We start from the raw sequence: 24,645 nt of genomic DNA, 5'->3' as shown, positions 1-24,645 counted from the left end.
TCGCGGCCTGGGGCCGCTGGTGCTTGCTCGGGAGCGGTCGGTCGCGCCACATGGGGGTGACGCAACGCGCACGCTCGATGACATTAGGTAAACGTACCGCAAGTCGGCGACAATGAGTAGTCAAGCGATGACGATGCGTGTCACCCGAAAGTCATGAGATAGTCCTGACATGTGGCTCACCTGGCGCGCCGCAATGGAGCGCGCGCTGTACGGCGAGGAGGGCTTCTACCTTCGCGAACGCCCTTCGGGCCACTTCCGGACCTCGGTCAGCGCCTCCCCGGCGTTCGCCGACGCGGTGCTGGCGTTGCTGTCGGAGGTGGACGCCGAGCTCGGCGGTCCCGACGTGCTCGACCTGGTCGACATCGGCGCGGGCGAGGGCATGCTGGTCGCCCAGGTGCTGGAGGCCGCCGAGCCCGCGCTGCGCGACCGGCTCCGCGTCACCGCCGTCGACCTCTCCCCCAGGCCGGACGGCCTGCCCGAGCGGATCGCCTGGCGGCCGAGCGTGCCCACCGGCATCACGGGCCTGGCCATCGCCAACGAGTGGCTCGACAACGTGCCGCTCGACGTGGTGGAGCAGACCTCCGCCGGGCCACGCCTCATCATGGTGAACGTCCGCACCGGCGAGGAGCGCCTCGGCGGGCCGCCGCGACCGGACGACTGCGCCTGGCTCGACCGGTGGTGGCCGCTGACCCGGGTGGGCTCGCGCGCGGAGATCGGCCGCCCCCGCGACGAGGCGTGGGCCTCCGTCCTGGGACGCCTCACAAGGGGCCGAGCGATTGCCGTGGATTATGCACACCCTGTGGATAACCGGCCGCTCTGTGGCACGTTGACCGGTTACCGCGACGGCGCGGTCGTTGCCCCGATCCCCGATGGGACCTGCGATATCACGGCTCATGTCGCGCTTGACGCGTGCGCCGAGGCCGGGCGCCAGGCCGGCGCGATATCCACAGCCTTGTCCACACAGCGCGACGCGCTGAGGGCTTTGGGGATCACCGGCACCAGGCCCCCGATCGACCTGGCCCGCACCGAGCCGCGCACCTACATCCGGGCGCTGGCCAGGGCGTCGGAGGAGGGTGAGCTGATCGACCCGGCGGGGCTCGGCGGGTTCGGCTGGCTCAGCCAGCGGCGGTGACCTCCAGCGACCGCAGCCCCCTGATGATGTAGCCGGGCTTCCAGCTCGGCTCCTCCCGCAGTTCGAGCTTGGCCGCCCGGTCCAGGAGCGCGCCGTACGACTCGATGAGCTCGATGCGGGCCAGCGGCGCGCCCAGGCAGAAGTGGATCCCGGCCCCGAACGAGATGTGCGGATTGTCGGCCCGCCCCACGTCGAGCCGGTCCGGGTCCTCGAAGACCGCCGGGTCGCGGTTGGCCGAGCCGAACAGCAGCGCCACCTCCGACCCGCGCGGGATCTCCACCCCGTGCACCTCGATGTCCTCCAGCACCCAGCGTTCGAACATCTGCAGCGGCGTGTCCCAGCGCATCACCTCCTCGACGGCCGTGGGCAGCAGCGAGCGGTCCTCGCGCAGCCGGGCCAGTTCGGAGGGATTGCGGAACAGGGACCACCAGCCGTTGCCCGTCACGTTCACGGTGGCCTCGTGACCGGCGTTGAGCAGCAGCACGCACGTGCCGACCAGCTCGTCCTCGGTCAGCTCGTCGATCTGCGCCAGGGCGCTGATCAGGTCGTCGCCGGGAGCCCGGCGACGCTCCGCGGCCAAGGTCTTGAGGTAGTCGGCGAACTCCGACGCCGCCCGTACCGCCGTGTGCTGGGCCTCATGGCTCGGGTTGAGCTCGTACATGCCGCAGATCTCCGCCGACCAGGGGCGCAGCAGGTGGCGGTCGGCGTGGGGGATGCCGAGCATCTCCGCGATCACCGTCACCGGGAGCGGCTCGGCTACCTCGGCGAGCAGGTCGCCGCCGCCCTTCTCCACGAACGCGTCCACCAGGCCCGCGGCGATGGCGCGCACCCGGGGACGCAATGACTCGACCATGCGCGGCGTGAACGCCTTGGAGACCAGCCGGCGCAGCCTGGTGTGCACCGGCGGCTCCACGTCGAGCATGCCCGCCCTGATCACCCGCCAGAACGGCTCCTGGAACTCCGGCTCCGCCGGCCTCCCGAACTCCTCGTTGGTGGCCACGTGGAGGTGGGACCGCCCCAGGCGGCGGTCCCTGAGCAGGGCGTTCACGTCGGCATGACGTGAGATCAGCCACTGGTTCGTCGGCTCGAAGTAGCTGACCGGCGCCTCGCGCCTCAGCTCGTCGTACACCCGGTACGGGTGCGCCACGAAATCCGGATCCCAAGGGTCAAATCGCACTATTTCATCTTAAGGAGTGGGATCCTCCTGTGGCGCCGTCCGCTTGCTCCGCATCCGGATGTTCAGCAGCTCGACGACGAGCGAGAACGCCATCGCGAAGTAGATGTAGCCCTTGGGGATGTGCTGGCCGAAGCCCTCGGCGATGAGCACCACGCCGATCAGCACGAGGAACGACAGCGCCAGCATCTTGATGCTCGGGTGCCGGTCCACGAACCTGCTGATCGGTCCCGAGGCGAACAGCATCACCAGCACCGCCACCACGACCGCCGCGATCATCACGCCGAGCGTGTCGACCATGCCGACGGCGGTGATGACGGAGTCGAGCGAGAACACGATGTCCAGCACCATGATCTGGATGATCACCGAGGCGAAGGAGGCGACCGCGGCCTTCTTCCCGTCCTTGCCCACGGGACCGTCCATGCTGTGGCCGATCTCGGTGACGCTCTTGCCCAGCAGGAACAGGCCGCCGAGCAGCAGGATCAGGTCGCGTCCCGATATTTCGTGACCGAAGACGGCGAACAGCGGCTCGGTGAGCTGCACCACCCACGACAGGGCGAGCAGCAGGAGCAGCCGGGTGATCAGGGCCGCGCCCAGGCCCAGCACCCGGGCTCTGTCCCGCTGTTCGGAAGGTAGTTTCCCGGCCAGGATGGAGATGAAGATGATGTTGTCGATCCCCAGCACGATCTCCAGGGCGACCAGGGTGAAGAAACCGATCCAGATCTGCGGGTCGGTTACCCAGTCCAACATTTACGCACCTCCATGACACATGAGCGGGATTTCCGGTAGCAACGAGTCAGCCGCCGGATAAGTTCACCGACTTGCGATCGATGGAGGGGATTGGGTTATAGTCTCCGCCGTAGGTCATGAGTGCCAGCGACAAGCCCCGGCTAGCTGGCCGGCAACCCTCGCGTCCGCGGCGGGGTGCCCCGGGTGAAGACCTGGTCCGTCACGAAGTGTGGCGGGCAAGCGCGGGCTCCGTGGCTGCTTCCAGGGGTCCGATGACCCTGAGGGAGATGTGCCGTGTCCACGTTGACGATCTTCAGCTCCGTCCCCGCTCGCGCCGCCGAGGCCGAGGCCGTCCCGGTTACCACGGGCAGGCCGATCCCCGCCGTGCTCGGGGCCGACCTCGAGGTGCCGGTCAAGGGCGGCCGGCTCGTCGGCTACGCCAACCTCGACTACGCCGCCAGCGCCCCCTGTCTCGAGCCGGTCAGCGCCGCCGTCACCGCCGCGCTCCCGGCCTACTCCAGCGTCCACCGGGGCGCGGGCTACGCCTCGCAGCTCACCACCGCCCGCTACGAGCAGGCCCGCCACACAGTGCGGGCGTTCGTCGGGGCCCGCCCGGACGACGCGGTGATCTTCACCCGCAACACCACCGACGCCACGAACCTCCTGGCCCGCTGCCTGCCCGCCGGCACCACCACCGTGGTCTTCGACACCGAGCACCACGCCTCTCTCCTCCCCTGGGAGAAGTCCGTACGGCTGGCGCCGCCCGCCTTCCCCGGCGAGGCCGTCCGCGCCGCCGACGCGGCCCTGGCCGGCATCGACGGCCCCAAGCTGCTCGTGGTCACCGCCGCCTCCAACGTCACCGGCGAGCTGTGGCCCATCGCCGCCCTGGCCCACGTCGCGCACCGGCACGGCGCCCGCATCCTGGTGGACGCCGCCCAGCTCGTACCGCACCGGCGGCTCAACCTGACCGCGCTCGACCTGGACTACGTCGCCTTCTCCGGGCACAAGCTGTACGCGCCGTTCGGCGCCGGGGTGCTGATCGGGCGGCGGGACTGGCTCGCGGACGGCGAGCCGTACCTCAAGGGCGGCGGCGCGGTGCGCTCCGTGGGCGACGACACCGAGTGGCACGACGACCCGGAGCCGCGCCACGAGGCGGGCACCCCGAACGTGCTGGGCGCCATCGCCCTGGCCGCCGCCTGCGACGCGCTCACGGCCACCGGCTGGACCGCGCTGGTGCGGGAGGAGGAGCGGCTGATCGCGCGCCTGCGGTCGGGGCTGGCCTCGATCGAGGGCGTACGGGAGCTGTCGCTGTGGGGGGACGACCACCCGCGCGTCGGCATCGTGTCGTTCACCGTGGCCGGCTACTCGGCCCGCGAGGTGGCCGAGGTGCTGTCCGGCGAGTACGGCATCGGGGTGCGCGACGGCAAGTTCTGCGCGCACCCGTTCGTCCGGCACCTGTTGGGTGAGGCCGACGGCGGATGTGAGGACGGCACCGCCTCCGCGGTGCGGGCCTCCATCGGCATCGGCTCCACGCAGGAGCACGTGGACCGGCTGGTCGAGGCCGTGCGGGACCTCGTGAATCGCTGAGTCGGCCGCTAGACGGCGTCGGAGCGGTTCGGCGGCTTGCGGTGCGGCGGCGGCTCGTCGGAGACCAGGGCGTCGATGTCCCTCATGTCGTCGTCGTTGACCCCGCCGGCCCGGTGCTCGGTCGGCTGCCTGGGCACCCGAGGCGCCTCGGCGGGCGTCGTGAGGCCGGCGGGCCTGGTCGTGACGTTCGACGGCTCCGGACGCTGTGGCCGCGCGGCGCTTTCCTCCTCGGCGGCCCGGCGTTCCGAGCGCCGGCGGAACATCGCGGCGAAGATCCCGTCGATCCCGATCCGGCCGCCCCCCAGCGCCAGGAACAACAGGGCCAGTGCCCCGAGCGCGCCGGGCAGCTCCCAGCCGCCGGCGCTGGACAGCACCCCGTGCCCCGCGTGCACGTACGTGATGGCGCCCAGCATGTTGATCAGCAGCAGCAGCCCCACCAGGCGCACCAGCAGGCCCAGGATCAGGAAAATGCCGCCCGCCATCTCGATGAGGGTCGCGAACATGGCGGCGAGCTCCGGCATCGGGATCCCCATCCCCTTGAACGCCTGCCCCGTGGCCGCAAGGCCGCCCTCCCACTTCTGCGCGCCGTGGACCAAGAAGATCACGCCGGTCACCACCCGTGCGATCAACGCCGCGACATCAAACACAACTCTCTTCATGGTGTTATCTCCCCCCGGTTCCTTGTATTCCTCCCCGTGTCCGAGTTAGGGATGCGTTTCCGTACCATTCCTTGACCCGGCCCCGCCCTGGCCCAGCAACCGGCGCGGTGGCAGCATTGCCATATGACGGAACGTGTGGTCGGGATCGGCGCGGGTGCAAAAGAGCTGGCCACCGAGGACATGATCCTCAACATCGGCCCGCAGCACCCGTCGACCCACGGGGTGCTCCGGCTCAGGCTGACGCTCGACGGCGAACGCATCACCGCCGCCGAGCCGATCATCGGCTACATGCACCGGGGCGCGGAGAAGCTGTTCGAGGTCCGCGACTACCGTCAGATCATCATGCTGGCCAACAGGCACGACTGGCTGTCGGGGTTCGCGAACGAGCTGGGTGTGGTGCTGGCCGCCGAACGCCTGCTCGGCATGGAGCCCCCGGTCCGGGCCGTGTGGGCGCGCACGCTGCTGGCCGAGCTCAACCGGGTGCTCAACCATCTGATGTTCCTCGGCTCCTATCCGCTGGAGCTCGGCGCGATCACACCGCTGTTCTACTCGTTCAACGAGCGCGAGCGCATCCAGGCGGTCATGGAGGAGATCTCCGGCGGCCGCATGCACTACATGTTCAACCGGGTCGGGGGCCTCAAGGAGGACCTGCCGCTCGGCTGGCTCGACCGGGTGTCGGAGGCCGTCGCGGAGACCCGCCGCCGCGTGCCCGACATCGAGAACCTCATCCTGCACAACGAGATCTTCATCGCCCGCACCAGGGGCGTCGGCGTGCTCTCCCGCGAGCAGATCATGCAGTACGGCGTCAGCGGCCCCATCGCCAGAGCCTCCGGTGTGGACTTCGACCTGCGCCGCGACGACCCGTACCTCGCCTACCCCGAGTTGCCCGTGACGGTCGTCACGCGGCAGGCCGGCGACTGCCACTCCCGGTTCGAGGTGCTGTTCGACCAGCTCAAGGTCTCGCTCGACCTGGCCGACGCCTGCGTCTCGCGGCTGCGCTCGCTGCCTCCCGGGCCGATCAACCAGCGCCTGCCGAAGGTGCTCAAGGTGCCGGAGGGCCACACGTACGCGTGGACCGAGAACCCCCTCGGCATCAACGGCTACTACCTGGTCTCCAAGGGGGACAAGACCCCGTGGCGGCTCAAGCTGCGCTCGGCCTCGTACAGCAACGTCCAGGTGCTGCGGGAGATGCTGCCCGGCCACCTGGTCGCCGACATGGTGGCCATCCTCGGCTCGATGTTCTTCGTCGTGGGTGACATCGACAAGTGAAAGTCGAGCGCGACAAGTACGTCGACTGGCTCCGCGCCCTGAGCCTCTGCGTCGTGGTGGTCTGGCACTGGGCGTTCACCATCCTGGAGTGGAAGCCGAGCGGCCCCGAGCCCACCAGCCCCCTGGGCTTCACCTCGGGGCTGTGGATCCTGACCTGGCTGCTGCAGGTGCTGCCGCTGTTCTTCTACGTCGGCGGCCACGTGCACCTGCTGTCCTGGGAGCGGGCCAAGGAACGCGGCGTCGGCATCGGCTCGTTCGTCTGGCGGCGCATCCGCGCGCTGGCTTTACCCGCCCTGTTCCTGTCCGGGGTGTGGATCGCCATCGGGGCGGTCGTGACGTACACGTTCCAGGTCGACTGGATGTGGCGGGTGGTGCTGCTGGTGCTCAGCCCGCTGTGGTTCCTGGGCGTCTACCTCGTCCTGATCGCGCTGCTGCCCGTGGCGCTCTGGCTGCACCGCCGCTACGACGTGCTGACGCTGATCTGGCTCGGCGGCGCGTCGCTGGTGGTGGACGTGGTGCGCTTCCGGTACGGGGTCGACTGGGTCGGCTGGCTCAACATGATCATCGTCTGGGGGCTCGCCCACCAGGCCGGGTTCTTCTACGACCGGATCGTCATCCTGCCCAGACGCTATGACGTCGCGGTGCTCTGGACGGGGCTGTTCGCCCTGTTCGGCCTGGTCTATTCGGGCATCTACCCGGGCTCGATGGTGGGCGTGCCGGGCGACAAATGGTCGAACATGGCGCCGCCCACGTTCGTGATCGTCGCCCTGCTGCTGTTCCAGGTCGGGCTGGTGGAGGTGCTGCGGCCGTCGATGGAGCGGGTGCTGGAGCGTCCGGGCTGGCGCCGGGTGAACGAGTTCATCAACCGATACTCGCTGCCGCTCTTCCTCTTCCACACGACCGGGATGGCCATCGCGCTGGGCCTGTCGTGGTGGCTCTTCGGCAGCCTGGGCACCGAGATCCCGCCGGACCTGAAATGGTGGCTGGAGCGCCCGATCGCCATCCTCGGCCCGCTGATCTGCACCGCCCCGGTCATCTACCTTTTTGGCCGGCGTGGGGGCTCCTAGTCTGGTTTGTGCTCGTCCTGGTCCTTGGGGATCCGGCAGGCGTGCTCCAGGTAGAGGGCGGCGCAGATCAGCGCCACGCAGGCCACGAACGACCCCGCCGCGACGAAGAACTCCGCCCGCGGCGTCTCCCGGTCCAGGATCTGCACCGTGTAGAGCCCGAACCCGGCGAACAACCCGCCGAACACCGCCCCCGCGTACGCCGACGCCTTGGCCAGCGCCGCCAGCCGGGCCACCGACAGCGGTTCCACCGGCTTGGTGCCCGGCTTCCTGGCGATCCTGGCCTTGGTCACCCAGGCGCTGTAACCCTCGCCGATGGCCAGCAGCAGCACGGTCGGGATCGCCGTCCACGGCATCAGGGGCAGGTCTGAATAGAAGGGCCTGACCGCCGCCCACGCGATCAGCGCGACAACAGCGATGATGCCGACCAGGCGGCCCGGATGGGTGGGCTTCAATCGGGCCTCTGCAGCTTCAGGTCGTCGCGCAGGCGTACCCCCTGCTGGTCGATGCCCGCCAGCAGCTCCGCCACCCGGCCGCGCCCGGGCACCACCGCGTCGGGGTCGGCCTTCGCCCACGGCACGAGCACGAACGCGCGCTCGTGAGCGAGCGGATGCGGCAGCGTCAGCTCCGGCTCGTCGCAGATCGTGTCGCCCACCACGATCAGGTCGACGTCGAGCGTACGCGGACCCCAGCGCTCGGCGCGCACCCGCCCGAAGGCGTTCTCCACGCTCTGTGCCCGCTCCAGGAGCGTGCGCGGCTGCAGGGTGGTCTCCGCGATCACGATCGCGTTGAGATACGGCTTCTGTCCCGGCGGACCGCCCACAGGGTCGGTCTCGTAGACCGGCGACGCCTGGACGAACTCCAGCCCGGGGGCGTCGAACAGGGTGTCCACGGCGCCTTGCAACGTCTGGAACCGGGGCCCCAGATTGCTGCCGAGAGCGAGGACGACTTTCATACGCGGCTCCGCTCAATGGTCACGACCACGTCGTCGAACGGCAGCGGGATGGGCGCCGCCGGTTTGTGCACGCTCACCTCGACCCTACGCACCAGCTCACTGGCCAGGCACACGTCGGCCAGCCGCTGCGCGAGCGTCTCTATCAACGCGACCGGCTCGCCCTCCACGACCTTGACCAGCGCCTCGGCCAGCTCTCCGTAGTGGACGGTCTTGGTGAGGTCGTCGCCGGCCGCGGCCGGCGCGGTGTCGAGGAACAACGTCGCGTCCACGACGAACTCCTGCCCGAGCTCCCGCTCGGCAGGGAGCACGCCGTGCCTCCCCCTGGCCCGCAGGCCCTTGAGAGCGATGCGATCAGGGCTCAAGCTCGCCTTCCTCCTCCTCGTCGTCATCTCCCTGGAGCACCGGCGAACCGTGGTGCATCCACAGCCGCCAGCCCTGCGGGGTGCGGATGTAGACGTTGCTGGCCACCACCTTGCCCGCGGCGAAGCTGGACTCACCCTCCTCGCCGGCGGTGAGGATGTTCTCGACGCAGGTGAGTACGGCCACATCGCCCAGCACGGTCGTGTCGACGTCGGTCAGCACGAACTGGATGTAGGTGGTGTTGGCCATGATCAGGGCCCACGACCGCAGCACCTCGGACCGGCCGCTGAGCAGGGTCCAGCCCGGGTGCACGCAGCTCACCTGGTCGTCGGCGGTGTCCTCGGACCAGATCTCGGTCATCTTGTCGAGATCCGCGTTCTCGATCGCGGCGTAGAACTCCTGGTTGATCGTCTCGATCGCGACGGTGTCGACGCTCATGTGTTGGCTCCGGCTCTCTTCCATGCGGCTGCCACGCGTACGGCATCGGCGTTGGGACCCACCTCGTGGACGCGTACGCACCAGGCGCCCGCCTGGGCGGCCAGTGCGGTCACGGCCAGCGTCGCGGCGTCGCTGCGGCTGAACGGCCGGGGTGTGCCGTCAGGACCTGCCAGCAGGCGCCCGAGGAAGCGCTTGCGCGACGCTCCGATGAGCAATGGGTAGCCGAGCTCGGCCAGCTGGGGGATCCCGGCCAGCAGTGCCCAGTTGTGCTCGGCGTTCTTGGCGAAGCCCAGGCCGGGGTCGAGCACGATCTGCTGCTCCGTGACGCCTTCGGCCAGGACCAGATCGACCCGCTTGCCGAGCTCCTCGCGGACCTCGGTGACCACGTCGGCGTAGACCGCGCGGTTGTCCATGTCATGACTGTGGCCGCGCCAGTGCATCACGACGTACGGGACGCCGGTCGCGGCCACCACGCGCGGCATCTCCGGGTCGGCGAGACCACCGCTCACGTCGTTGACCAGCCGCGCCCCCGCCTCGACCGCGGCCTTGGCCACCTCGGCCCGCATCGTGTCGACGCTGACCGCCACTCCCTCGGCGTGGAGTGCCCTGATCACGGGGACGACCCTGGCCAGCTCCTCCTCCAGGGACACCCTGGCCGCGCCCGGACGGGTGGACTCGCCGCCCACGTCGACCAGGTCGGCCCCCTCCTGGACCAGCTCAAGGCCATGCTGGATGGCGGCCGCCTCGTCGAACCACAGGCCGCCGTCGGAGAACGAATCGGGGGTCACATTGACCACACCCATGACGAGGCACCGATCCGCACCTCCCGGCACGCTGATGGGCACGCTAGTCATGGGCCAAGCCTAGGCGCTCCCCCACACATGTTGACATCGTGGGTCCCCGTTCGGTCATCAACGACCCAGGATCAGCGCCATCGCCTCAGATCGGGTCTTGTCGCTCGTGCGGAAATCGCCGCGAACCGCCGAGGTGACGGTCTTGGCGCCCGGTTTGCGTACGCCGCGCATCGTCATGCACAGATGCTCGGCCTCGACCACCACGATGACTCCGCGCGGCTCCAGAACCCGCATGAGTGCGTCGGCGATCTGGGACGTCATGCGCTCCTGGACCTGGGGGCGGCGGGCGAACACGTCGACCAGCCGGGCCAGCTTCGACAGGCCCGTCACCTGGCCGCGGTCGTTGGGGATGTAACCCACGTGGGCCACACCGTGGAACGGGACCAGGTGGTGCTCGCAGGTCGAGTAGACCTCGATGTCCCGGACGAGCACCATCTCGTCGTGATCGACGTCGAAGACCTTGGTCAGGACGTCTTCGGGCTTCTGGCCGAGCCCCGAATACTGCTCGGCCATGGCGCGGGCGACCCGGGCCGGCGTGTCGAGGAGGCCGTCGCGGTCGGGATCCTCGCCGATGGCGTAGAGGATCTCGCGTACGGCCTTCTCGATCCGGCCCAGGTCAACGTCGTACTGAGTCACACACTGTCCCCGGACGGGAGGGCGTCCTGGTGGCCCGCGGTGAGCGAGCCGTTGGCCGACTGCTCCTTGGGGGTCAGGATCGGCGGACGGTCGGAGGGGAGCCGCTTGCCGTAGCCCGCGTAGGACGGGCGGTGCGCCCTGACCACGACCGAGGCGAAGATCTCCAGCACCTGCTCGCGGGAGAGCGTCTCCTTCTCCATGAGCTCGAGCACCAGGTTGTCGAGCACGTCGCGGTATTCGACCAGGATGTCCCACGCCTGGTCGTGCGCCGTCTCGATCATCCGGCGGACCTCCTCGTCGATCGTGGAGGCGATCTTCTCGGAGTAGTCGCGCTCGTGGCCCATCTCGCGGCCCAGGAACACCTCGGCCTGGCCGGTGCCGAACTTACGGGCGCCGAGCTGCTCGCTCATGCCGTACTCGGTCACCATGCGGCGGGCGACCGCCGTGGCCTTCTCGATGTCGTTGGAGGCGCCGGTGGTGGGCTCGTGGAAGACGAGCTCCTCCGCCGCGCGGCCGCCGAGCAGCATCGCGAGCTGGTCCATCATCTCCGACCTGGTGGCCAGGAACTTGTCCTCCATCGGCAGCGTCATCGTGTAACCGAGGGCGCGGCCGCGGGACAGGATCGTGATCTTGTGGACCGGGTCGGAGTTGGGCAGCGCGTGCGCCACCAGCGCGTGACCGCCCTCGTGGTAGGCGATCATCTTCTTTTCCTTGTCGGACATGACCCGCGACTTGCGCTCGGGCCCTGCCATGACGCGGTCGATCGACTCCTCGAGGACGTCCATCGTGATCAGCTTCTGGTCGGCCCGCGCGGTGAGCAGGGCGGCCTCGTTGATCACGTTGGCCAGGTCGGCGCCGGTGAACCCGGGGGTGCGGCGCGCGATGACGTCGAGGTCGACGTTGGGGGCGAACGGCTTGCCGCGGCCGTGGACCTTGAGGATGCCCTTGCGGCCCTCGAGGTCGGGGCGGTCGACGGTGACCTGCCGGTCGAAACGGCCCGGGCGCAGCAGCGCCGGGTCGAGGATGTCGGGCCGGTTGGTCGCGGCGATGAGGATCACGCCGCCCTTGACGTCGAAGCCGTCCATCTCGACGAGCAGCTGGTTGAGCGTCTGCTCGCGCTCGTCGTGACCGCCGCCCAGGCCGGCGCCGCGGTGGCGGCCGACGGCGTCGATCTCGTCGATGAAGATGATCGCCGGGGCGTTGGCCTTCGCCTGCTCGAACAGGTCGCGCACACGCGAGGCGCCGACACCGACGAACATCTCGACGAAGTCGGAACCGGAGATCGAGTAGAACGGCACGCCCGCCTCACCGGCCACGGCACGGGCCAGCAGGGTCTTACCGGTGCCGGGCGGGCCGTACAGCAGCACGCCCTTGGGGATCTTGGCGCCGATCGCCTGGAACTTGGCCGGGGCCTGCAGGAACTCCTTGATCTCCTGGAGCTCCTCGATGGCCTCGTCGGCACCTGCGACGTCGGCGAAAGTCGTCTTGGGGGTGTCTTTGGTGATGAGCTTGGCCTTCGACTTGCCGAAGTTCATCACCCGGGAGCCGCCGCCCTGCATCTGGTTCATGATGAACAGGAAGATCAGCACGATGAAGACGATCGGCAGGAAGCTCACCAGGATGCTGACCAGGAAGTTTTCCTGGGGCACCTCAGTGGTGAAGCTCTTGGTCTTGCCGGCCTCGTACTGAGCCTGGAGTTCGTCGGTCAGCTTGCTGCCGTAACCGGTGACCCAGTTGGACTGGATCAGCTTCGTCGGGGCGTCGCCGGCCTTGACCGTGATGGGGTTGGTCAGCGTCACCTCGATCCGGTTGTCCTTGTCGACAATCTTGGCGTTGCTGACGTTTCCGGCGCGAATCTGCTGGAGAACCAGGGACGTGTCTGCCTGCTTGTAATTACCGCCGCCACTCCAAAGCTGAGTGACGAGTAGGAGCAGCACGACGATGCCCAGGATCCACAGCAGTGGCCCACGTGTAAATCGCTTGAGATCCATCCGATGCGGAACCCCTTGCGGGCCCGTCCCTTCCTGACCATGGCCTGGAACCCCGGGCTGGCCCGGGGCCGCGGCATCCGGCACCGCGACTTCTGACTACCCGAGGGGGACACGCGGTCACCCTCCAGGAGTCTGAAGGTACACCGGCAGAGCGCACGGGGGGACCCGCCCGCTGCACCGGTCTTGCCCTATCAACGTACGTCACGTTGCTCGGTGTTCCCGGCCCAGGCCCAGATTGCTACTTGTAAACGTGTGGGGCCAGTGTGCCGATGAACGGCAGATTCCGGTATCGCTCGGCGTAGTCGAGGCCGTAACCGATGACGAACTCGTTGGGAATGTCAAACCCCACGTATTTCACATCGATCGGCACCTTCACCGCGTCGGGTTTCCGCAGCGCGGTGCAGATCTCAAGTGAGGCGGGATTACGCGACTTCAGGTTTTCCAACAGCCAGTGCAGGGTCAGGCCGGAGTCGATGATGTCCTCGACTATCAGCACGTCGCGGCCCAAGATGTCGGTGTCGAGGTCTTTCAGCACGCGTACGACGCCGGATGACTTCGTGCCCGCGCCGTACGACGACACCGCCATCCAATCCATTTGCACGGGCACGTGCAGGGATCTGGCCAGGTCGGCCATCACCATGACGGCGCCCTTCAGCACGCCCACGAGCAGCAAGTCTTTACCCGCGTAGTCCTCGTCGATCCGCCCGGCAAGCTCTTTGATCTTGGCCTGGAGCTTGTCCTCGGGAATGAGGACATTTTCCAGGTCATGGCCCATGTCGGCAGCGTCCACCTGTGGTTCCTTATGCGATGGGACTGATGGCGAGTATCAGGGTGCCATACCGCCGGACAGCGGACAGACCCCCGGGCAGGTCCACGGCCTTCTGCCCGCGCCAGCTCGTGACCAGCCGGTCCACGGCCAGCACGTGCGTGGCCGAGAGGGCCCCTGACGGGGTTCCCGCCGCGATGGCCGCCCGCCGCAGCACCCGCCGCCTGACGGCGTCGGGGAGCTTCTCCAGCTCTGGCAAGGCCAGTGTCACCGATCCCGGAATATCGCTAAGAGCGCAATTTTGGTACGCCGATTCGGCCCATTGATCGAGGGCGTCGGCGTCCTCCCGCGCCATCCCCGCGGTCCTCGCGAGCGCCTCGGCCACCCCGGGGCCCAACTCCGCCTCGAGGACGGGCAGGACCCTCCGTCGCACGCGGACCCTCGTGTAGCGGGGGTCCTCGTTGTGGGGGTCGTCCCAGGGGTCGAGCCCCATGGCCTCGCAGGCCTTGACGGTGGTGGCCCTGGGGATGTTCAGGAACGGCCTGCGGTAGCGCCCGCTGCGTGCCGCCATCCCGGACAGGGACCTGACGCCGCTCCCCCTGGCCAGGCCCAGGAGCACCGTCTCCGCCTGATCGTCGCGGGTGTGCCCGAGCAGGACCGCCTCCGCCTGGAGCCGGTCCGCCGCCTGGGCCAGCGCGGCGTACCTCGCGTCCCGCGCCGCCGCCTCGGGGCCGCCCTCGGTGCCGACCGTGACGGTGAGCACCTCGGCCGGGCTCAGATCGAGCCGGCGGGCCCCGATGTCCGCGACCGTCCGGGCCCGCTCGGCCGAGCCGGGCTGAAGCTGGTGATCCACGGTGAGCAGCCCTGCCCTGAGGCCCGTCCTGGGCGCCACGAACGCCAGCGCCGCCGCCAGCGCCAGGGAGTCGGCCCCGCCGCTGCAGGCGGCCAGCACGAGCGCGCCTTTCTCGACGTCGGCCAGCGCCTCACGCACTGCCCGGCGCACGTCGGCTACGGCTGGATGTGGACCCACGGGTGCCATTCTCACCCCCCGCCACCCGCACCAACACCACTCGCGCTGCCCGTTGCCTGCCGTCCGCCGCCCGTCATGCGGCCGCCCGCCGCTCACCGACCGCACCGGTTATGCGGGCACCCGCTGAGGGCACCCGCGCACCGGCTGTTCGCCGGCGGTGAGCCCGTCGCGCAACCGGACGGCCTGCTGGCGGGCGGGGCGGAGACGGCGAGGAGGGTCAGGCCGGGAGGGCCGGGGTGCCGATGACGCGGCTGATCCAGGCGTCCGGGTCGGAGATCTCCGACGTCGTCGGAAGCGTCTCGGGAGAGGTCCAGATCTTGTTGAAGCCATCCATCCCCGCCCGGTCCACCACCTTCCGCACGAACGCCGACCCCTCCGCGTACTGCTTCATCTTGAGGTCGATCCCCAGCAGCCGCCGCACCGTACGGTCGAGGCGGGAGCCGCCCTCCCGGCGCTGGGCGAACTTGGCGCGGATGTCGCCCACCGAGGGCACCACGGACGGGCCCACCGCGTCCATGACGTAGTCGCCGTGCCCCTCCACCAGGGTCATCACGGCCGTCAGACGGTCGAGGATCTCCTTCTGCCCCGGCGACTGGATGGCGTCGATGAGGTTGCCCTCCCCGCCGCGCACCACGTCGGCCACCGTGTCGGCGGCGCTGCGGAGGCGTTCGAGCAGCGTGGGCAGGTCGAGGTCGGAGGCGAGCAGGAACTCGGTCATCTGCGACCGGACGTATTCGCGCAGCCACGGCACACCCGTGAACTGCACCCGGTGCGTCTCCTCGTGCAGGCACACCCACAGACGGAAGTCGTGCGGGTCGACGCCCATCTCGCGCTCGGCGTGAACGATGTTGGGGGCGACGAGCGTCAGCCGGCCCGCGGGCTCCTGGCCCGTGGGGTCGGGCGGGAGGAACAGCTCGTACTGCCCGAGGACCCGCGAGGCGAGGAAGGCCAGGACGGCCCCGACCTCGACGCCCGTGATGCGGGAGCCCACGGCGGTGACGATGGCGGGCGGCTGGTTGTCGCCGCTGCCCATGCGCTCCGTCAACGGCTCGAGCACCACACGGAAGCCCTCGACGTTCGCCTTGATCCAGCCGGGCCGGTCGACGATGGTCGCGGCCTGTGGCGCGGCCTCCGCGTGGATCTTGGTGAACTCGCGCACGTGGCCCTCGGCCTCACGCGACAGGGTACGGAGCTCGGTGACGGCCTGCCTGGCCTCCTCCCGGCTCACTTGAGGACCGGGGCGCACCAGGCGCGTGCCGGTCGAGACAGCCAGATCCCAGTCGATCACCTGCATACCGTCCACCGTACGTGCTCGATGCCCAACCTGCGAAGGAGCGCCGGTGTCTGGACTGAGCAGGAGGGAGCGAAGCGACCGAGCGACGAGGGAAGACACCGGGCCCCAGCGACTGAGCCGCGATCCGAAGGATCGCCATGAGCACGCGAAGGAGCGCCGACCCGAAAGAGCGCCGATCAGGACCTTGCCACGGTGGCGGCGAGGCGGTCGAGTACGGGTTCGGCCGTGACCGGGACGCGGTCCGCCATGAACGCGAAGGTCACCAGCCGCCCGTCCTTCGTGGTCGCCATGCCCGCCAGCGTGTTGACGTTGTTCAGCGTGCCGGTCTTGGCGCGTACGAGCCCCACCTGCCCCCTGCTGTCGCTGCCCGTGAACCGTCGGCCGTTCCCCAGCGTGCCGGAGAAGCCCGCGATCGGCATGCCGGAGGCGACGGCGTGCAGGTTGGGCTGGCTCGTGGAGCCGGCCATGGCGATCAGCTTGGCCAGGGCGCCGGGGCTGATGCGGTTGCGGGTGGACAGGCCGCTGCCGTCGGAGAGCGAGATCCCCTGCGCGGCCCCAAGCCGCTGGAGCACCGCCACAACCGCCTTGGTGCCCCCTTCGAACGACGCCTCCTGGCCTTCCTTGATGGCCACGTGCCTGGCCAGGGCCTCGGCCATGTCGTTGTCACTTCGGGTGAGCGTGTGCTCGACGAGGGAGTAGAGCGGGGCGGAGTCCACCCGGCCCAGCTCGGGGGCGCCCGCCGGGGCCTTGTCGGGCTTCACGGACCTGGAGACCGTGATCCCCTGCTTGGCCAGCAACTTGGCGAAGGCCGCGGCGGCGTACTGGGGCGGGTTGGAGACCCGGGGCTGATGGAGACGGGGATTCTGGCGGCCTTCGTCGATGGTCAAGGCGTAGACGGGCGCGACCTCGCCGTCCGGGACGTAGTTCGGCTTCCAGCCGGGCGCGATCGGCGAACCGACGAACAACGAGGTGTCGTACGAAAGGGTGATTTTTCGAACGTTTTGCGACTTGAGGGTGGCGGCCGTGCGGGCCGCCAGGGTGGCCAGGCTGGCCTGCTTCGGGTACGTCGGTTTCGCCGACGGGCCGGCCAGCATCGGGTCGCCGCCCCCGACCAGGATGGCCGTGCCCGGCTTCGCGCCCTGGACGACCCTGGTGGACAGACGCGTGTCCGGGCCGAGGGAGGCGAGGGCCGCGGAACACGTGACGATCTTCGTGGTCGAGGCCGGGACGATGGGGATGTCGGCGTTGGCGGCGAAAATCCGTTCGCCGGTGGCCGCGTCGAGCACCACCGCACCCACATGAGAGCCGAGCGCTTCGTCACCCAGGGCACTGGTGAGCTGGCGCGTCAAAGTACCCTTAGTCGGGAGAGGTCCGCCCCCTGACTTCACCGAAAGCTGGGCCAGCACAGGCCCTGAGGTGACCACGGGGACGGAGGAAGACCCTTCCGGCGGGGACGCCGTCGGCTTGGTCGGTGGAGACTGCCTCGTCAACGCGCCCAGGCTGAAGTCGGTGGTCATCGCGTAAACGCCGATGACGATCGTCAGGGCCTGCAGCACGGCGAGAGTGGTCAACATCACCCACCGGTCGTGCCGCGCCACGTCGTCTGCCTCTCTCCTGTGTTCGCCTACGAGACATTAACGCCCAACCGGGGGTCCCCGGGGGCTTGAGTGCGGGAGACGAAGCCGAACCAGGCACTGCCCGGTGAAGCGGAATCGGCCCATGAGAAAGGACCGCGGTGGAGTTCGACGTCGTCGTTGAGATTCCGAAGGGGAATCGGAACAAGTACGAAGTGGACCACGAGACCGGGAAGATCAGGCTCGACAGGCTCCTGTTCACCTCCACGCAGTACCCCGCCGACTACGGCTTCATCGAGAACACCCTCGGCGAGGACGGCGACCCGCTGGACGCGCTGGTGCTGCTGCAGGAGCCGACCTTCCCCGGGTGCTACATCACCTGCCGGGCGGTCGGCATGTTCAGGATGACGGACGAGAAGGGCGGAGACGACAAGGTTCTCTGCGTCCCCTCGACCGACCCGCGGATGCACCACATCCAGGACATCCATCACGTGTCGGAGTTCGACCGCCTGGAGATCCAGCACTTCTTCGAGGTCTACAAGGACCTGGAGCCGGGCAAGTCCGTCGAGGGCGCCAACTGGGTCGGCCGCATCGAGGCCGAGGCCGAGATCGAGCGTTCCTTCCGCCGGGCCAAGGAGGAGGGTCACCACTGACCCCCTCAGCGGGGCCTGGTGGCGCCCACCAGGTCCCCGCGCCAGATCGAGGCGACCCGTACGACGTCGCCGGTCTGCGGCGCGTGCACCATCTGACCGTTGCCGACGTAGATCCCGACGTGGTGGATGGTGCCCGGGTCGCTGCTGACGTAGCCGAAGAACAGCAGGTCGCCCCGTCTGAGCTGGTCCAGCGGCACGTGCGGGCCCGACGTCCACTGGGTGCCCGTCCAGTGGTCCAGCTGTATGCCCACCTTCTCCCAGGCCCGCATCACGAGCCCTGAGCAGTCGTACGTGTCCGGGCCCGCGGCCGCCCACACGTACGCCTTGCCCAGCTGGGTCAGCGCCCAGTCGGCCGCCACGTCCCCCATGGCCGAGCCCCCGGTGGCCATGCTCTGCAGCGCCGCGGCCCGCTGCCTGGCCAGCAGCTCCGCGCGGGTGCGCGCCGCGTCCACCCGGCGCTGGAGGACCACCGTACGGGCCTGCAGCTCCGTCGTCTCCTGCCGCTGCCGGGCCACCGCCTGCTCGGCCACGGTCTTGGCCAGCGCGACCCGCTCCGAGAGGACCCGGTGGGCGGCGTAGGCGTTCGCGGCCTGCGTACGCAGGATGGCGGCCACCTCCTGCGCGTCGCGCATGCTGCCGAGGGTCGCCGACTGTTCGCTCCTCATCTGCGCCAGCAGGCCCGCTCTGCGCAGGACGCCCTCTCGGTCGCCCTGATCGACGAGCATGCTGACGACCGGGGTCATCAGCCCCAGCCCGCCGTAGCTCTGCGCCGCAAGCAGCGCGACGGCCTGCCTGGCCCGCTCGACCTCCGCGTCCGCCGACGCCAGCCGCGCCCTGGCCTGCGCGTAGGTCTGGTCGGCCTGCTGCAGCCTGACCAGCTCGCCGTTGTACGCCTCCACCAGCCGCTCCACCGCGGCCGCCATCCCGTCCAACCGCGCCTGCGCGGTGGCCAGGTGGGCGCTGGCCGCCCCCAGCTCCCGCGAACGGTCCTGCGCGGCCTGCCGGGCCTTGCGCACCTCCCGCGAGGAGGGGACGGGGTCGGCCACGACGGGCGGGCACAGAACGACGACCAGGCAGCACACGAGGAGCCCGGCCCGGAATGCGCGCATTGGTCCCCCCGGAAACACATGGTTACTCTATGCACACAGTTCCCGGCAATTCACTCACGTAACGTGATCGCGGCTCGCGGATTCAGACGAGGGCACCATCAAGCCCTCAGTGGACCGGTCAGCCGGTGGTGGTGGGTGAGGGGGCTTCGGTGGGGGTGGTCGTGGTGGGTGGGGTGGGGGTCTGAGTGGGGGTTTGAACCGGGGTGGGGGTCGGGGTGGGGCAGGGGGTGCGGGTGCCGGGGGCGGAGGGTGGCGGGCTGTCCTCATGGGGTGGGCCGCCCGCCGGTGGCCGGTGCGTCGGCGGGGACGGTGGAAGCTGGGGGACGTACGTCGGGGGTTGCCAGTCCGAGGGCTGAGGAGGGTCGGAGGGGTCGTGGGAGGCGGGCACCTCGGCCTCCGGCGAGGAGCGTACGGGGTCGCGGACCGGCGCGACGGACGGCACCAGCATCGGGACGCCGGTGACGCCGATCGGACGGGTGGTCCTGCTGTCCAGGACGGGATCGCCCGTCACCACCACGTCCGGGGAGTCGGAGCGCCAGGGCAGGCGGATGGCGGGCGGTTCGCCCGTGGCCGGGAACGCGGCCGTCGCCACCCCCGACACCCCGCCCTCCTCGGTCTCGACCTGATGGAGGATCAGCGCTATCGCCACCACGGCCGCGACCGCCGCCAGCGCGCCTGCCAGCGCCTTAGGCCACCCTCGAACGTTCCTGTCCGCGGGAACGGGAAATCCGGCGGCGCCCAGGTTGCCCGTACGCCTGGCGACGTAACGGCGGTACGGCAGGAGTTCGGGGTCGACGAAGCAGCTCATCACCCGCAGGCGAAGCGTGTCGGGCAGGGCCTGCTGGGGCAGCAGGCCGAGGACCTTGGCGGGCGACACCTCGCGAGTGCGGTGCGGCGCGCAGGTCTCGCAGCGCCGCAGGTGCCGGACCAGGCGCTCGCGCATCTCCTGGGTCAGCTCGCCGGAGAACCCGGCCAGGATCGCGGCCCGCTGCGGGCAGTCGTACGGGCCCTTCAAGGCGAGGATCTCGGCGGTGATCGCGTCGCGCAGCCGCTCGCGCGCCCCCTCCAGGACCTGCTCGACCTGCCGCGTCCCCAGCACCTGGGCCAGCTCCGGCGCGGGCAGCGAGTGCCGGTACGTGAGCTCCAGGGCCTCGCGGTCGGCGACGGGCAGGCTCTGGACGGCGTTCCAGGCCATGACCCGCAGGTCGGCGTCGGCCGCGTCGTGCGGCGGCGGCGCCTTGGCCAGGGCCTCGGCGGACCCCGGCGGCGCGGCGGCCCGGCGGCGCAGGCACTCGGCGCGGGCCAGCGCGTACAACCAGGTGCGCAGCCGGTCCGGGTCGGCCAGCGCGCCCGCGTGCGCCTCCGCCGCGATGAGGGTGTCGCGGAGCGCCACCTGGGCGCTGTCCGCGTTCAGCAGGAGGGACCAGCAGTAGCGGTAGACGCTCTCCGCGTACGTGTCATAGAGCGCGGCGAGCGCGCCCGGGTCACGGGCGCGGAGTGCTTCGACCAGGACGCGGTCATTCATATGACCGAAGGTAATTGATTGGTAACTAGTAGTTCTACCGCTTTCGGGGTGTCGGTATAACAACGCCTTTGGATTTTACCCAATTCATTGTTTATGCTCCGACACGACCTGTGTGCTCCGGTCTACCGAGAACGGCTCGGTCACCGGCTTGACGGTATGGACCGGCGCGGCTCCGGCGAGCGCCAGCTCCTCGTAGGGACGGCCGGTCGAGCCCCAGGTCCGGGCCGTGATGTCGGTCCTCGCGACCTTTGTCCCCTGGGGCAGCCCTGACACGGTGAGGATGAATCGCGGCGGACTTCCGGTTTTGACATCGTCCACGAATGTGCTCCCGCCGCCGAGGAGTTTGCCCGCTTTGTCGCGCAGCAGCGCGTTCACGACGAGACTGCTGGCCGACATTTGATAGGGATTGCCGACATATCCAGTAATAAGGTATGAGCCGTCTTTCTGGGGCAATGTCTGGACTCGGCTCACAGGGAACCGCTGGAACGCGGAGGGAATCCGCGCCGCCGCCCGCCAGCGCGCGGGACGGTACTGGATCGTCACCTTCGCCGGCTTCTCGGATGCGGTGGCCTGGCCGGTGAAGGCCAGCGAACCGCCCGGCGGCACGGCGTCGAGCGGCTGGTCCATCCTGACCACTTCGGTGCCCTTGGCGTCGTGTCCGACGATCGTGGCCACCACGTGCTCGCCGAAGTGCCACGGGTTGGCGTTGCTGAGCACACCCGCCCAGGTGACGGCGTACCCGTCGGCGGATTTGACGATATTGGAGACCTGCTCCTTGAGCGCAAGGGGCTTGAGCTCTTGCACGGGTCGCTTCTCGCTCGCGCACCCGGAGAGGCAGATCGCCCCGAGTGCGCAGAGTGCGAGCAGGCTGACGGTTCGACTGCGCGGGATCACTTTGCCGTGATAACCCGTGCATGGGCACGGCTGGCAGAGGACACGCGCCAGGCGTACCAACTCTTTAACGGGGACGTACGACCCTGGCCTCGTCCCAAACGGGCTCGGACGACTCGTAGACCGTGCCGTCGGAGCCGAAGACCAGGTAGCGGTCGAAGTCGGCGGCGAACCAGCGGTCGTGGGTGACCGCCACGACCGTGCCGTCGAACGCGTCGAGGCCGGCCTGCAGCGCCTCCGCGCTGGCCAGGTCGAGGTTGTCGGTCGGCTCGTCGAGCAGCAGCAACGTGGCCCCGGACAGTTCGAGCAGCAGGATCTGCAGCCGGGCCTGCTGCCCGCCGGAGAGCGTGTCGAACCGCTGCTCGGCGATCAGCCCCGCCAGCTCGTAGCGGGCCAGCGTCTTCATGGCCTCGTTCTTGAGCTTGGCGTGCTCGGTCATGACGATCTCGACCGGGGTGCGGCCGAGCAGGTCGGGCCTGGCGTGCGTCTGGGCGAAGTGGCCGGGGACCACTCGGGCGCCGAGCTTGGCGACCCCCTCGTGGTTGACCGGCTCTCCGGCCAGCAGGCGCAGGAAGTGGGACTTGCCCGAGCCGTTGGAGCCGAGGACCGCGACGCGCTCGCCGTACCAGACCTCCAGGTCGAACGGGCTCATGAGACCGGTGAGCTCGAGCACCTCACAGGTGATCGCGCGCTTGCCGGTGCGGCCGCCCCTGAGGCGCATCTTGATGTTCTGGTCGTTGGGGGGCGTCTCGGGCGGGCCCGCCTCCACGAACTTGCGCAGCCGGGTCTGGGCGGCGTGGTACGGGGCGGCCATGCCGTCGTTGTATCTCGCCTTGTTCTTGAGCATGTTGACCAGGGCCTTGAGCTTGGCGTGCTCTTCGTCCCAGCGCCTGCGCAGCTCGTCGAGGCGTTCGTTGCGGGCCTTACGGGCCTCGGTGTACGTGCCGAACCCGCCGCCGTGGATCCAGATGTTGCCGGACTCGACGGTCACGATGCGGTCGGCCGCGTTCGCCAGGAGCTGGCGGTCGTGGCTGACCAGCAGCACGGTCTTGGGCGTCTCCCTGAGCTGCTGCTCCAGCCACTCCTTGCCGGGGACATCGAGGTAGTTGTCGGGCTCGTCGAGCAGCAGCGTCTGGTCGGGGCCGCGCAGCAGCGCCTCCAGGACGAGCCGCTTCTGCTCGCCGCCGGACAGCGTGGACACGTCCCGATATTTCACCCTTTCGTACGGGACGCCGAGCGCGGCCACCGTACACGTGTCCCACAACACCTCGATGTCGTAGCCACCCGCGTCGGTGTAGTCGCTGATGGCCTGCGCGTAACGCATCTGCGTCTTCTCGTCGTCGCGCTCCATCATGACCAGCTCGGCCGCGTCGAGCCGCTCGGCCGCCTTGCGCACCGCCGGCGGGGCGACGCCGAGCAGCAGGTCTCGCACGCTGCTCCCGTCGCGCACGCTGCCGATGAACTGCCGCATCACGCCCAGCCCGCCGGAGCTCGCCACGCTGCCGTCGACCGGCTGGAGGTCACCGGCGATCAGCCGCATGAGCGTGGTCTTGCCCGCGCCGTTGGGCCCGACGAGCGCCGCTTTGACGCCTTCGCCGATCCGGAAGGACACGTCGTTGAGCAGGGGCCGCCCGTCGGGCAGCACGTACGTGAGATGTCCTACTTCGACGTGGCCCATCCCGGCAGGTTACCGGGCCCCTTCCGGCGCGGTCACCACATTTTCCGCCGCTCGTTCCAGCACGTGGGTGTCCACCGCGTGGACCTTCACCCCGAATTCGTCGATCAGGCGCACGGCCGCCACGAGCACGCGACCTGCCCGCGGAGAAACGCGTCCTGAACCTCGCGTCATTCGGTTTCCGCCGCTGTTTCTCAGACGAGGGCGGACTTGTAGAAGATGCTGGCCTTGCGGGCTCCTGCGGTGCCCGAGGCGAGGCCGAGGCACAGGCGGGGCCGTCCCGAGACGATCTGGATCGCCATGCCCTCCGGCTCGCGGTAGTCCAGGGACTTGCCCGCCTGGCTGAGCGAGCGCTGGATCTTGGCGCCCGTGCGCAGGTCGACGCAGGTGATGTACGTGTTGCCCGGCGCGGGGTTGGAGGAGCCGTAGGCCGTGCCGTCGAGCAGGTAGAGGTAGTTGCCGTAAGCCGTGTAGCCCTGGAAGACGCCCAGGCCGGACGGCTGCGCGACGTCGTACAGCTTCTTGGCCGTGCCCGCCTTGACCGCCGCCAGCGAGTACGCCACGAACCGCGCCTGGCCGCCGACCCGGCAGCGCATGATCAGCCGGTTGGTGGACGGGTCGATGGCGCAGGTGGTGCTGGTCGCGCCCGAGATCAGGGTGTACTTGGTGAGCGCCGAGGACGACGGCGTGAGCGTCTGGCCGTTGACGAACTTGAACCTCGCCAGCCGCCGCCCCCACGCGTTCCCCGAGCCGTCGGCGACCGCGTCGGTCTCCGTCCACAGGTAGGCGGAGCTGCCCGACGGCTCCACGCCGATCTGCACGCCGTGGCCGAAGCCCTTGAGGTACATGTGGCCGAGCACCGATCCGGACAGGCTCAGCTTGGTCACGCAGAGATCCCCGGCCGCCGCCGAGCCCGAGCCGTTCTTCAGCTGGGCCAGGTAGATGTGCCCGTGGGTGTTGTCGAAGGCGAACGACTGCAGCACGGTCTCGTCGTACAGCGCCTTCTTCCAGATCAGCTGGCCGGCGGGCGCCGCCAGGTCGAACCGGCCCGCTGCGGAGGCGGCGGCCGCCGCCGTCTCCGTGCCTGCCAGAGCCGCCGCCGCGGCTCCGGCGCCGACCTTGAGCAGATCTCGGCGAGTGACCGGCATACGACCCCCATAACGGATATTTACGGATATTTCAGGAAGTCACTCACCCTAGTGCAGCTCGCTGAGGATCACCTCCGAACTCCAACGATCTGATTCAGCCGAGTGTGAGAGGGCCCTAGACAGTAAGTGATC

The 24,645-nt window shown here is 69.5% G+C and carries 24 protein-coding genes and 1 riboswitch; of the genes, 5 read left to right on the top strand and 19 right to left on the bottom strand.

Annotated elements, in window-relative coordinates; translation table 11 throughout:
• The first annotated feature begins 169 nt into the window (after window positions 1-169).
• Complete coding sequence (locus ABZX61_RS11275; RefSeq protein WP_355193558.1) at window positions 170-1,132, top strand: SAM-dependent methyltransferase; 963 nt, start codon at window positions 170-172, stop codon at window positions 1,130-1,132.
• Here ABZX61_RS11275 and ABZX61_RS11270 read toward each other — a convergent pair.
• Window positions 1,116-2,309, bottom strand: coding sequence for a cytochrome P450 (locus tag ABZX61_RS11270; protein ID WP_355193556.1), 1,194 nt, complete (start codon window positions 2,307-2,309; stop codon window positions 1,116-1,118). The two genes, ABZX61_RS11275 and ABZX61_RS11270, sit on opposite strands and share 17 nt — an antisense overlap.
• Window positions 2,310-2,318: 9 nt before the next feature.
• Window positions 2,319-3,056, bottom strand: coding sequence for a TerC family protein (locus ABZX61_RS11265; protein WP_355193554.1), 738 nt, complete (start codon window positions 3,054-3,056; stop codon window positions 2,319-2,321).
• Between the two features lie 112 nt (window positions 3,057-3,168).
• A riboswitch (SAM riboswitch) is annotated at window positions 3,169-3,284 on the top strand.
• A gap of 126 nt (window positions 3,285-3,410) precedes the next feature.
• Between ABZX61_RS11265 and ABZX61_RS11260 the strand changes: the two genes are divergently transcribed.
• Entirely contained in the window at window positions 3,411-4,622 is a 1,212-nt protein-coding gene (locus ABZX61_RS11260) for an aminotransferase class V-fold PLP-dependent enzyme (RefSeq protein WP_350724335.1), read from the top strand.
• 8 nt (window positions 4,623-4,630) lie between these two features.
• Here the strand turns inward: ABZX61_RS11260 and ABZX61_RS11255 are convergent, their stop codons facing one another.
• Complete coding sequence (locus ABZX61_RS11255; protein ID WP_355193552.1) at window positions 4,631-5,281, bottom strand: DoxX family protein; 651 nt, start codon at window positions 5,279-5,281, stop codon at window positions 4,631-4,633.
• A gap of 123 nt (window positions 5,282-5,404) precedes the next feature.
• Between ABZX61_RS11255 and ABZX61_RS11250 the strand changes: the two genes are divergently transcribed.
• Both ABZX61_RS11250 and ABZX61_RS11245 read left to right on the top strand, forming a co-directional pair.
• Window positions 5,405-6,550, top strand: a complete 1,146-nt coding sequence (locus ABZX61_RS11250; protein WP_350723762.1) for an NADH-quinone oxidoreductase subunit D — start codon at window positions 5,405-5,407, stop codon at window positions 6,548-6,550.
• Window positions 6,547-7,617 (top strand): acyltransferase, encoded by a 1,071-nt coding sequence (locus tag ABZX61_RS11245; RefSeq protein WP_355193550.1) that lies wholly within the window; start codon window positions 6,547-6,549, stop codon window positions 7,615-7,617. The genes ABZX61_RS11250 and ABZX61_RS11245 overlap by 4 nt, the downstream gene beginning before the upstream one ends.
• Here ABZX61_RS11245 and ABZX61_RS11240 read toward each other — a convergent pair.
• The 11 genes from ABZX61_RS11240 to dacB form a co-directional block, all read right to left on the bottom strand.
• Complete coding sequence (locus ABZX61_RS11240) at window positions 7,614-8,069, bottom strand: DUF3180 domain-containing protein (protein WP_350723765.1); 456 nt, start codon at window positions 8,067-8,069, stop codon at window positions 7,614-7,616. The genes ABZX61_RS11245 and ABZX61_RS11240 overlap by 4 nt on opposite strands.
• Window positions 8,066-8,569: a 2-amino-4-hydroxy-6-hydroxymethyldihydropteridine diphosphokinase gene (gene folK, locus ABZX61_RS11235; protein WP_350723766.1), complete on the bottom strand. Its 504-nt coding sequence runs from the start codon at window positions 8,567-8,569 to the stop codon at window positions 8,066-8,068. Before folK ends, ABZX61_RS11240 begins: the two co-directional genes overlap by 4 nt.
• Window positions 8,566-8,958 (bottom strand): dihydroneopterin aldolase, encoded by a 393-nt coding sequence (folB, locus tag ABZX61_RS11230; RefSeq protein ID WP_350723768.1) that lies wholly within the window; start codon window positions 8,956-8,958, stop codon window positions 8,566-8,568. Before folB ends, folK begins: the two co-directional genes overlap by 4 nt.
• Window positions 8,921-9,367 carry a nuclear transport factor 2 family protein gene (locus tag ABZX61_RS11225; protein ID WP_355193547.1) on the bottom strand — a complete coding sequence of 149 codons (447 nt, stop codon included), beginning with the start codon at window positions 9,365-9,367 and terminating at the stop codon, window positions 8,921-8,923. Before ABZX61_RS11225 ends, folB begins: the two co-directional genes overlap by 38 nt.
• Window positions 9,364-10,221 carry a dihydropteroate synthase gene (gene folP, locus ABZX61_RS11220; protein ID WP_350723772.1) on the bottom strand — a complete coding sequence of 286 codons (858 nt, stop codon included), beginning with the start codon at window positions 10,219-10,221 and terminating at the stop codon, window positions 9,364-9,366. The genes ABZX61_RS11225 and folP overlap by 4 nt, the downstream gene beginning before the upstream one ends.
• Before the next feature lie 57 nt (window positions 10,222-10,278).
• Window positions 10,279-10,857, bottom strand: coding sequence for a GTP cyclohydrolase I FolE (gene folE, locus ABZX61_RS11215; RefSeq protein ID WP_192788835.1), 579 nt, complete (start codon window positions 10,855-10,857; stop codon window positions 10,279-10,281).
• A complete protein-coding gene (gene ftsH / locus ABZX61_RS11210) occupies window positions 10,854-12,848 on the bottom strand; it encodes an ATP-dependent zinc metalloprotease FtsH (protein WP_350723774.1) in 1,995 nt (664 codons plus the stop codon). The genes folE and ftsH overlap by 4 nt, the downstream gene beginning before the upstream one ends.
• 238 nt (window positions 12,849-13,086) lie before the next feature.
• Window positions 13,087-13,638, bottom strand: coding sequence for a hypoxanthine phosphoribosyltransferase (gene hpt / locus ABZX61_RS11205; protein WP_350723776.1), 552 nt, complete (start codon window positions 13,636-13,638; stop codon window positions 13,087-13,089).
• 10 nt (window positions 13,639-13,648) lie between these two features.
• The gene (gene tilS, locus ABZX61_RS11200) at window positions 13,649-14,653 is read right to left on the bottom strand and encodes a tRNA lysidine(34) synthetase TilS (protein ID WP_355193543.1); all 1,005 of its coding nucleotides are present in this window, start codon (window positions 14,651-14,653) and stop codon (window positions 13,649-13,651) included.
• A gap of 208 nt (window positions 14,654-14,861) precedes the next feature.
• Window positions 14,862-15,938: a zinc-dependent metalloprotease gene (locus tag ABZX61_RS11195; RefSeq protein ID WP_355193541.1), complete on the bottom strand. Its 1,077-nt coding sequence runs from the start codon at window positions 15,936-15,938 to the stop codon at window positions 14,862-14,864.
• Between the two features lie 176 nt (window positions 15,939-16,114).
• Entirely contained in the window at window positions 16,115-17,287 is a 1,173-nt protein-coding gene (dacB, locus tag ABZX61_RS11190; protein WP_355193540.1) for a D-alanyl-D-alanine carboxypeptidase/D-alanyl-D-alanine-endopeptidase, read from the bottom strand.
• Between the two features lie 386 nt (window positions 17,288-17,673).
• On the opposite strand from dacB, the gene ABZX61_RS11185 reads away from it, so the two are divergent.
• Window positions 17,674-18,165 carry an inorganic diphosphatase gene (locus ABZX61_RS11185; RefSeq protein ID WP_185069348.1) on the top strand — a complete coding sequence of 164 codons (492 nt, stop codon included), beginning with the start codon at window positions 17,674-17,676 and terminating at the stop codon, window positions 18,163-18,165.
• 5 nt (window positions 18,166-18,170) lie between these two features.
• Here ABZX61_RS11185 and ABZX61_RS11180 read toward each other — a convergent pair whose 3' ends face one another.
• From ABZX61_RS11180 to ABZX61_RS11160, 5 genes are all read right to left on the bottom strand, one after another.
• Window positions 18,171-19,274: an NlpC/P60 family protein gene (locus ABZX61_RS11180; RefSeq protein ID WP_355193537.1), complete on the bottom strand. Its 1,104-nt coding sequence runs from the start codon at window positions 19,272-19,274 to the stop codon at window positions 18,171-18,173.
• A 118-nt stretch (window positions 19,275-19,392) separates the two neighbouring features.
• The gene (locus ABZX61_RS11175; protein ID WP_355193535.1) at window positions 19,393-20,799 is read right to left on the bottom strand and encodes a sigma-70 family RNA polymerase sigma factor; all 1,407 of its coding nucleotides are present in this window, start codon (window positions 20,797-20,799) and stop codon (window positions 19,393-19,395) included.
• A gap of 84 nt (window positions 20,800-20,883) precedes the next feature.
• Window positions 20,884-21,603 (bottom strand): hypothetical protein, encoded by a 720-nt coding sequence (locus tag ABZX61_RS11170; RefSeq protein ID WP_350723786.1) that lies wholly within the window; start codon window positions 21,601-21,603, stop codon window positions 20,884-20,886.
• Window positions 21,604-21,757: 154 nt separating this feature from the next.
• A complete protein-coding gene (locus tag ABZX61_RS11165; protein WP_350723787.1) occupies window positions 21,758-23,368 on the bottom strand; it encodes an ATP-binding cassette domain-containing protein in 1,611 nt (536 codons plus the stop codon).
• A gap of 191 nt (window positions 23,369-23,559) precedes the next feature.
• On the bottom strand, window positions 23,560-24,513 hold the full coding sequence (locus ABZX61_RS11160; protein WP_355193533.1) for a teichoic acid biosynthesis protein C: 954 nt from the start codon (window positions 24,511-24,513) through the stop codon (window positions 23,560-23,562).
• Window positions 24,514-24,645 lie beyond the last annotated feature (132 nt).

This window comes from Nonomuraea sp. NPDC003709 (genome assembly GCF_040610775.1).
GTDB classification, from domain to species: domain Bacteria; phylum Actinomycetota; class Actinomycetes; order Streptosporangiales; family Streptosporangiaceae; genus Nonomuraea; species Nonomuraea angiospora_A.
This window is presented reverse-complemented; position numbering and strand designations above follow the sequence as displayed.

Bases quoted from the DNA above. Each gene is read 5' to 3' on its own strand.
- ABZX61_RS11275 (WP_355193558.1), top strand. From the start codon at position 170: ATGTGGCTCACCTGGCGCGCCGCAATGGAGCGCGCGCTGTACGGCGAG.
- ABZX61_RS11265 (WP_355193554.1), bottom strand. From the start codon at position 3,056: ATGTTGGACTGGGTAACCGACCCGCAGATCTGGATCGGTTTCTTCACC.
- ABZX61_RS11255 (WP_355193552.1), bottom strand. From the start codon at position 5,281: ATGAAGAGAGTTGTGTTTGATGTCGCGGCGTTGATCGCACGGGTGGTG.
- ABZX61_RS11250 (WP_350723762.1), top strand. From the start codon at position 5,405: ATGACGGAACGTGTGGTCGGGATCGGCGCGGGTGCAAAAGAGCTGGCC.
- folK (WP_350723766.1), bottom strand. From the start codon at position 8,569: ATGAAAGTCGTCCTCGCTCTCGGCAGCAATCTGGGGCCCCGGTTCCAG.
- folB (WP_350723768.1), bottom strand. From the start codon at position 8,958: ATGACGACGAGGAGGAGGAAGGCGAGCTTGAGCCCTGATCGCATCGCT.
- ABZX61_RS11225 (WP_355193547.1), bottom strand. From the start codon at position 9,367: ATGAGCGTCGACACCGTCGCGATCGAGACGATCAACCAGGAGTTCTAC.
- folP (WP_350723772.1), bottom strand. From the start codon at position 10,221: ATGACTAGCGTGCCCATCAGCGTGCCGGGAGGTGCGGATCGGTGCCTC.
- ftsH (WP_350723774.1), bottom strand. From the start codon at position 12,848: ATGGATCTCAAGCGATTTACACGTGGGCCACTGCTGTGGATCCTGGGC.
- tilS (WP_355193543.1), bottom strand. From the start codon at position 14,653: ATGGCACCCGTGGGTCCACATCCAGCCGTAGCCGACGTGCGCCGGGCA.
- ABZX61_RS11195 (WP_355193541.1), bottom strand. From the start codon at position 15,938: ATGCAGGTGATCGACTGGGATCTGGCTGTCTCGACCGGCACGCGCCTG.
- ABZX61_RS11180 (WP_355193537.1), bottom strand. From the start codon at position 19,274: ATGCGCGCATTCCGGGCCGGGCTCCTCGTGTGCTGCCTGGTCGTCGTT.
- ABZX61_RS11175 (WP_355193535.1), bottom strand. From the start codon at position 20,799: ATGAATGACCGCGTCCTGGTCGAAGCACTCCGCGCCCGTGACCCGGGC.
- ABZX61_RS11165 (WP_350723787.1), bottom strand. From the start codon at position 23,368: ATGGGCCACGTCGAAGTAGGACATCTCACGTACGTGCTGCCCGACGGG.
- ABZX61_RS11160 (WP_355193533.1), bottom strand. From the start codon at position 24,513: ATGCCGGTCACTCGCCGAGATCTGCTCAAGGTCGGCGCCGGAGCCGCG.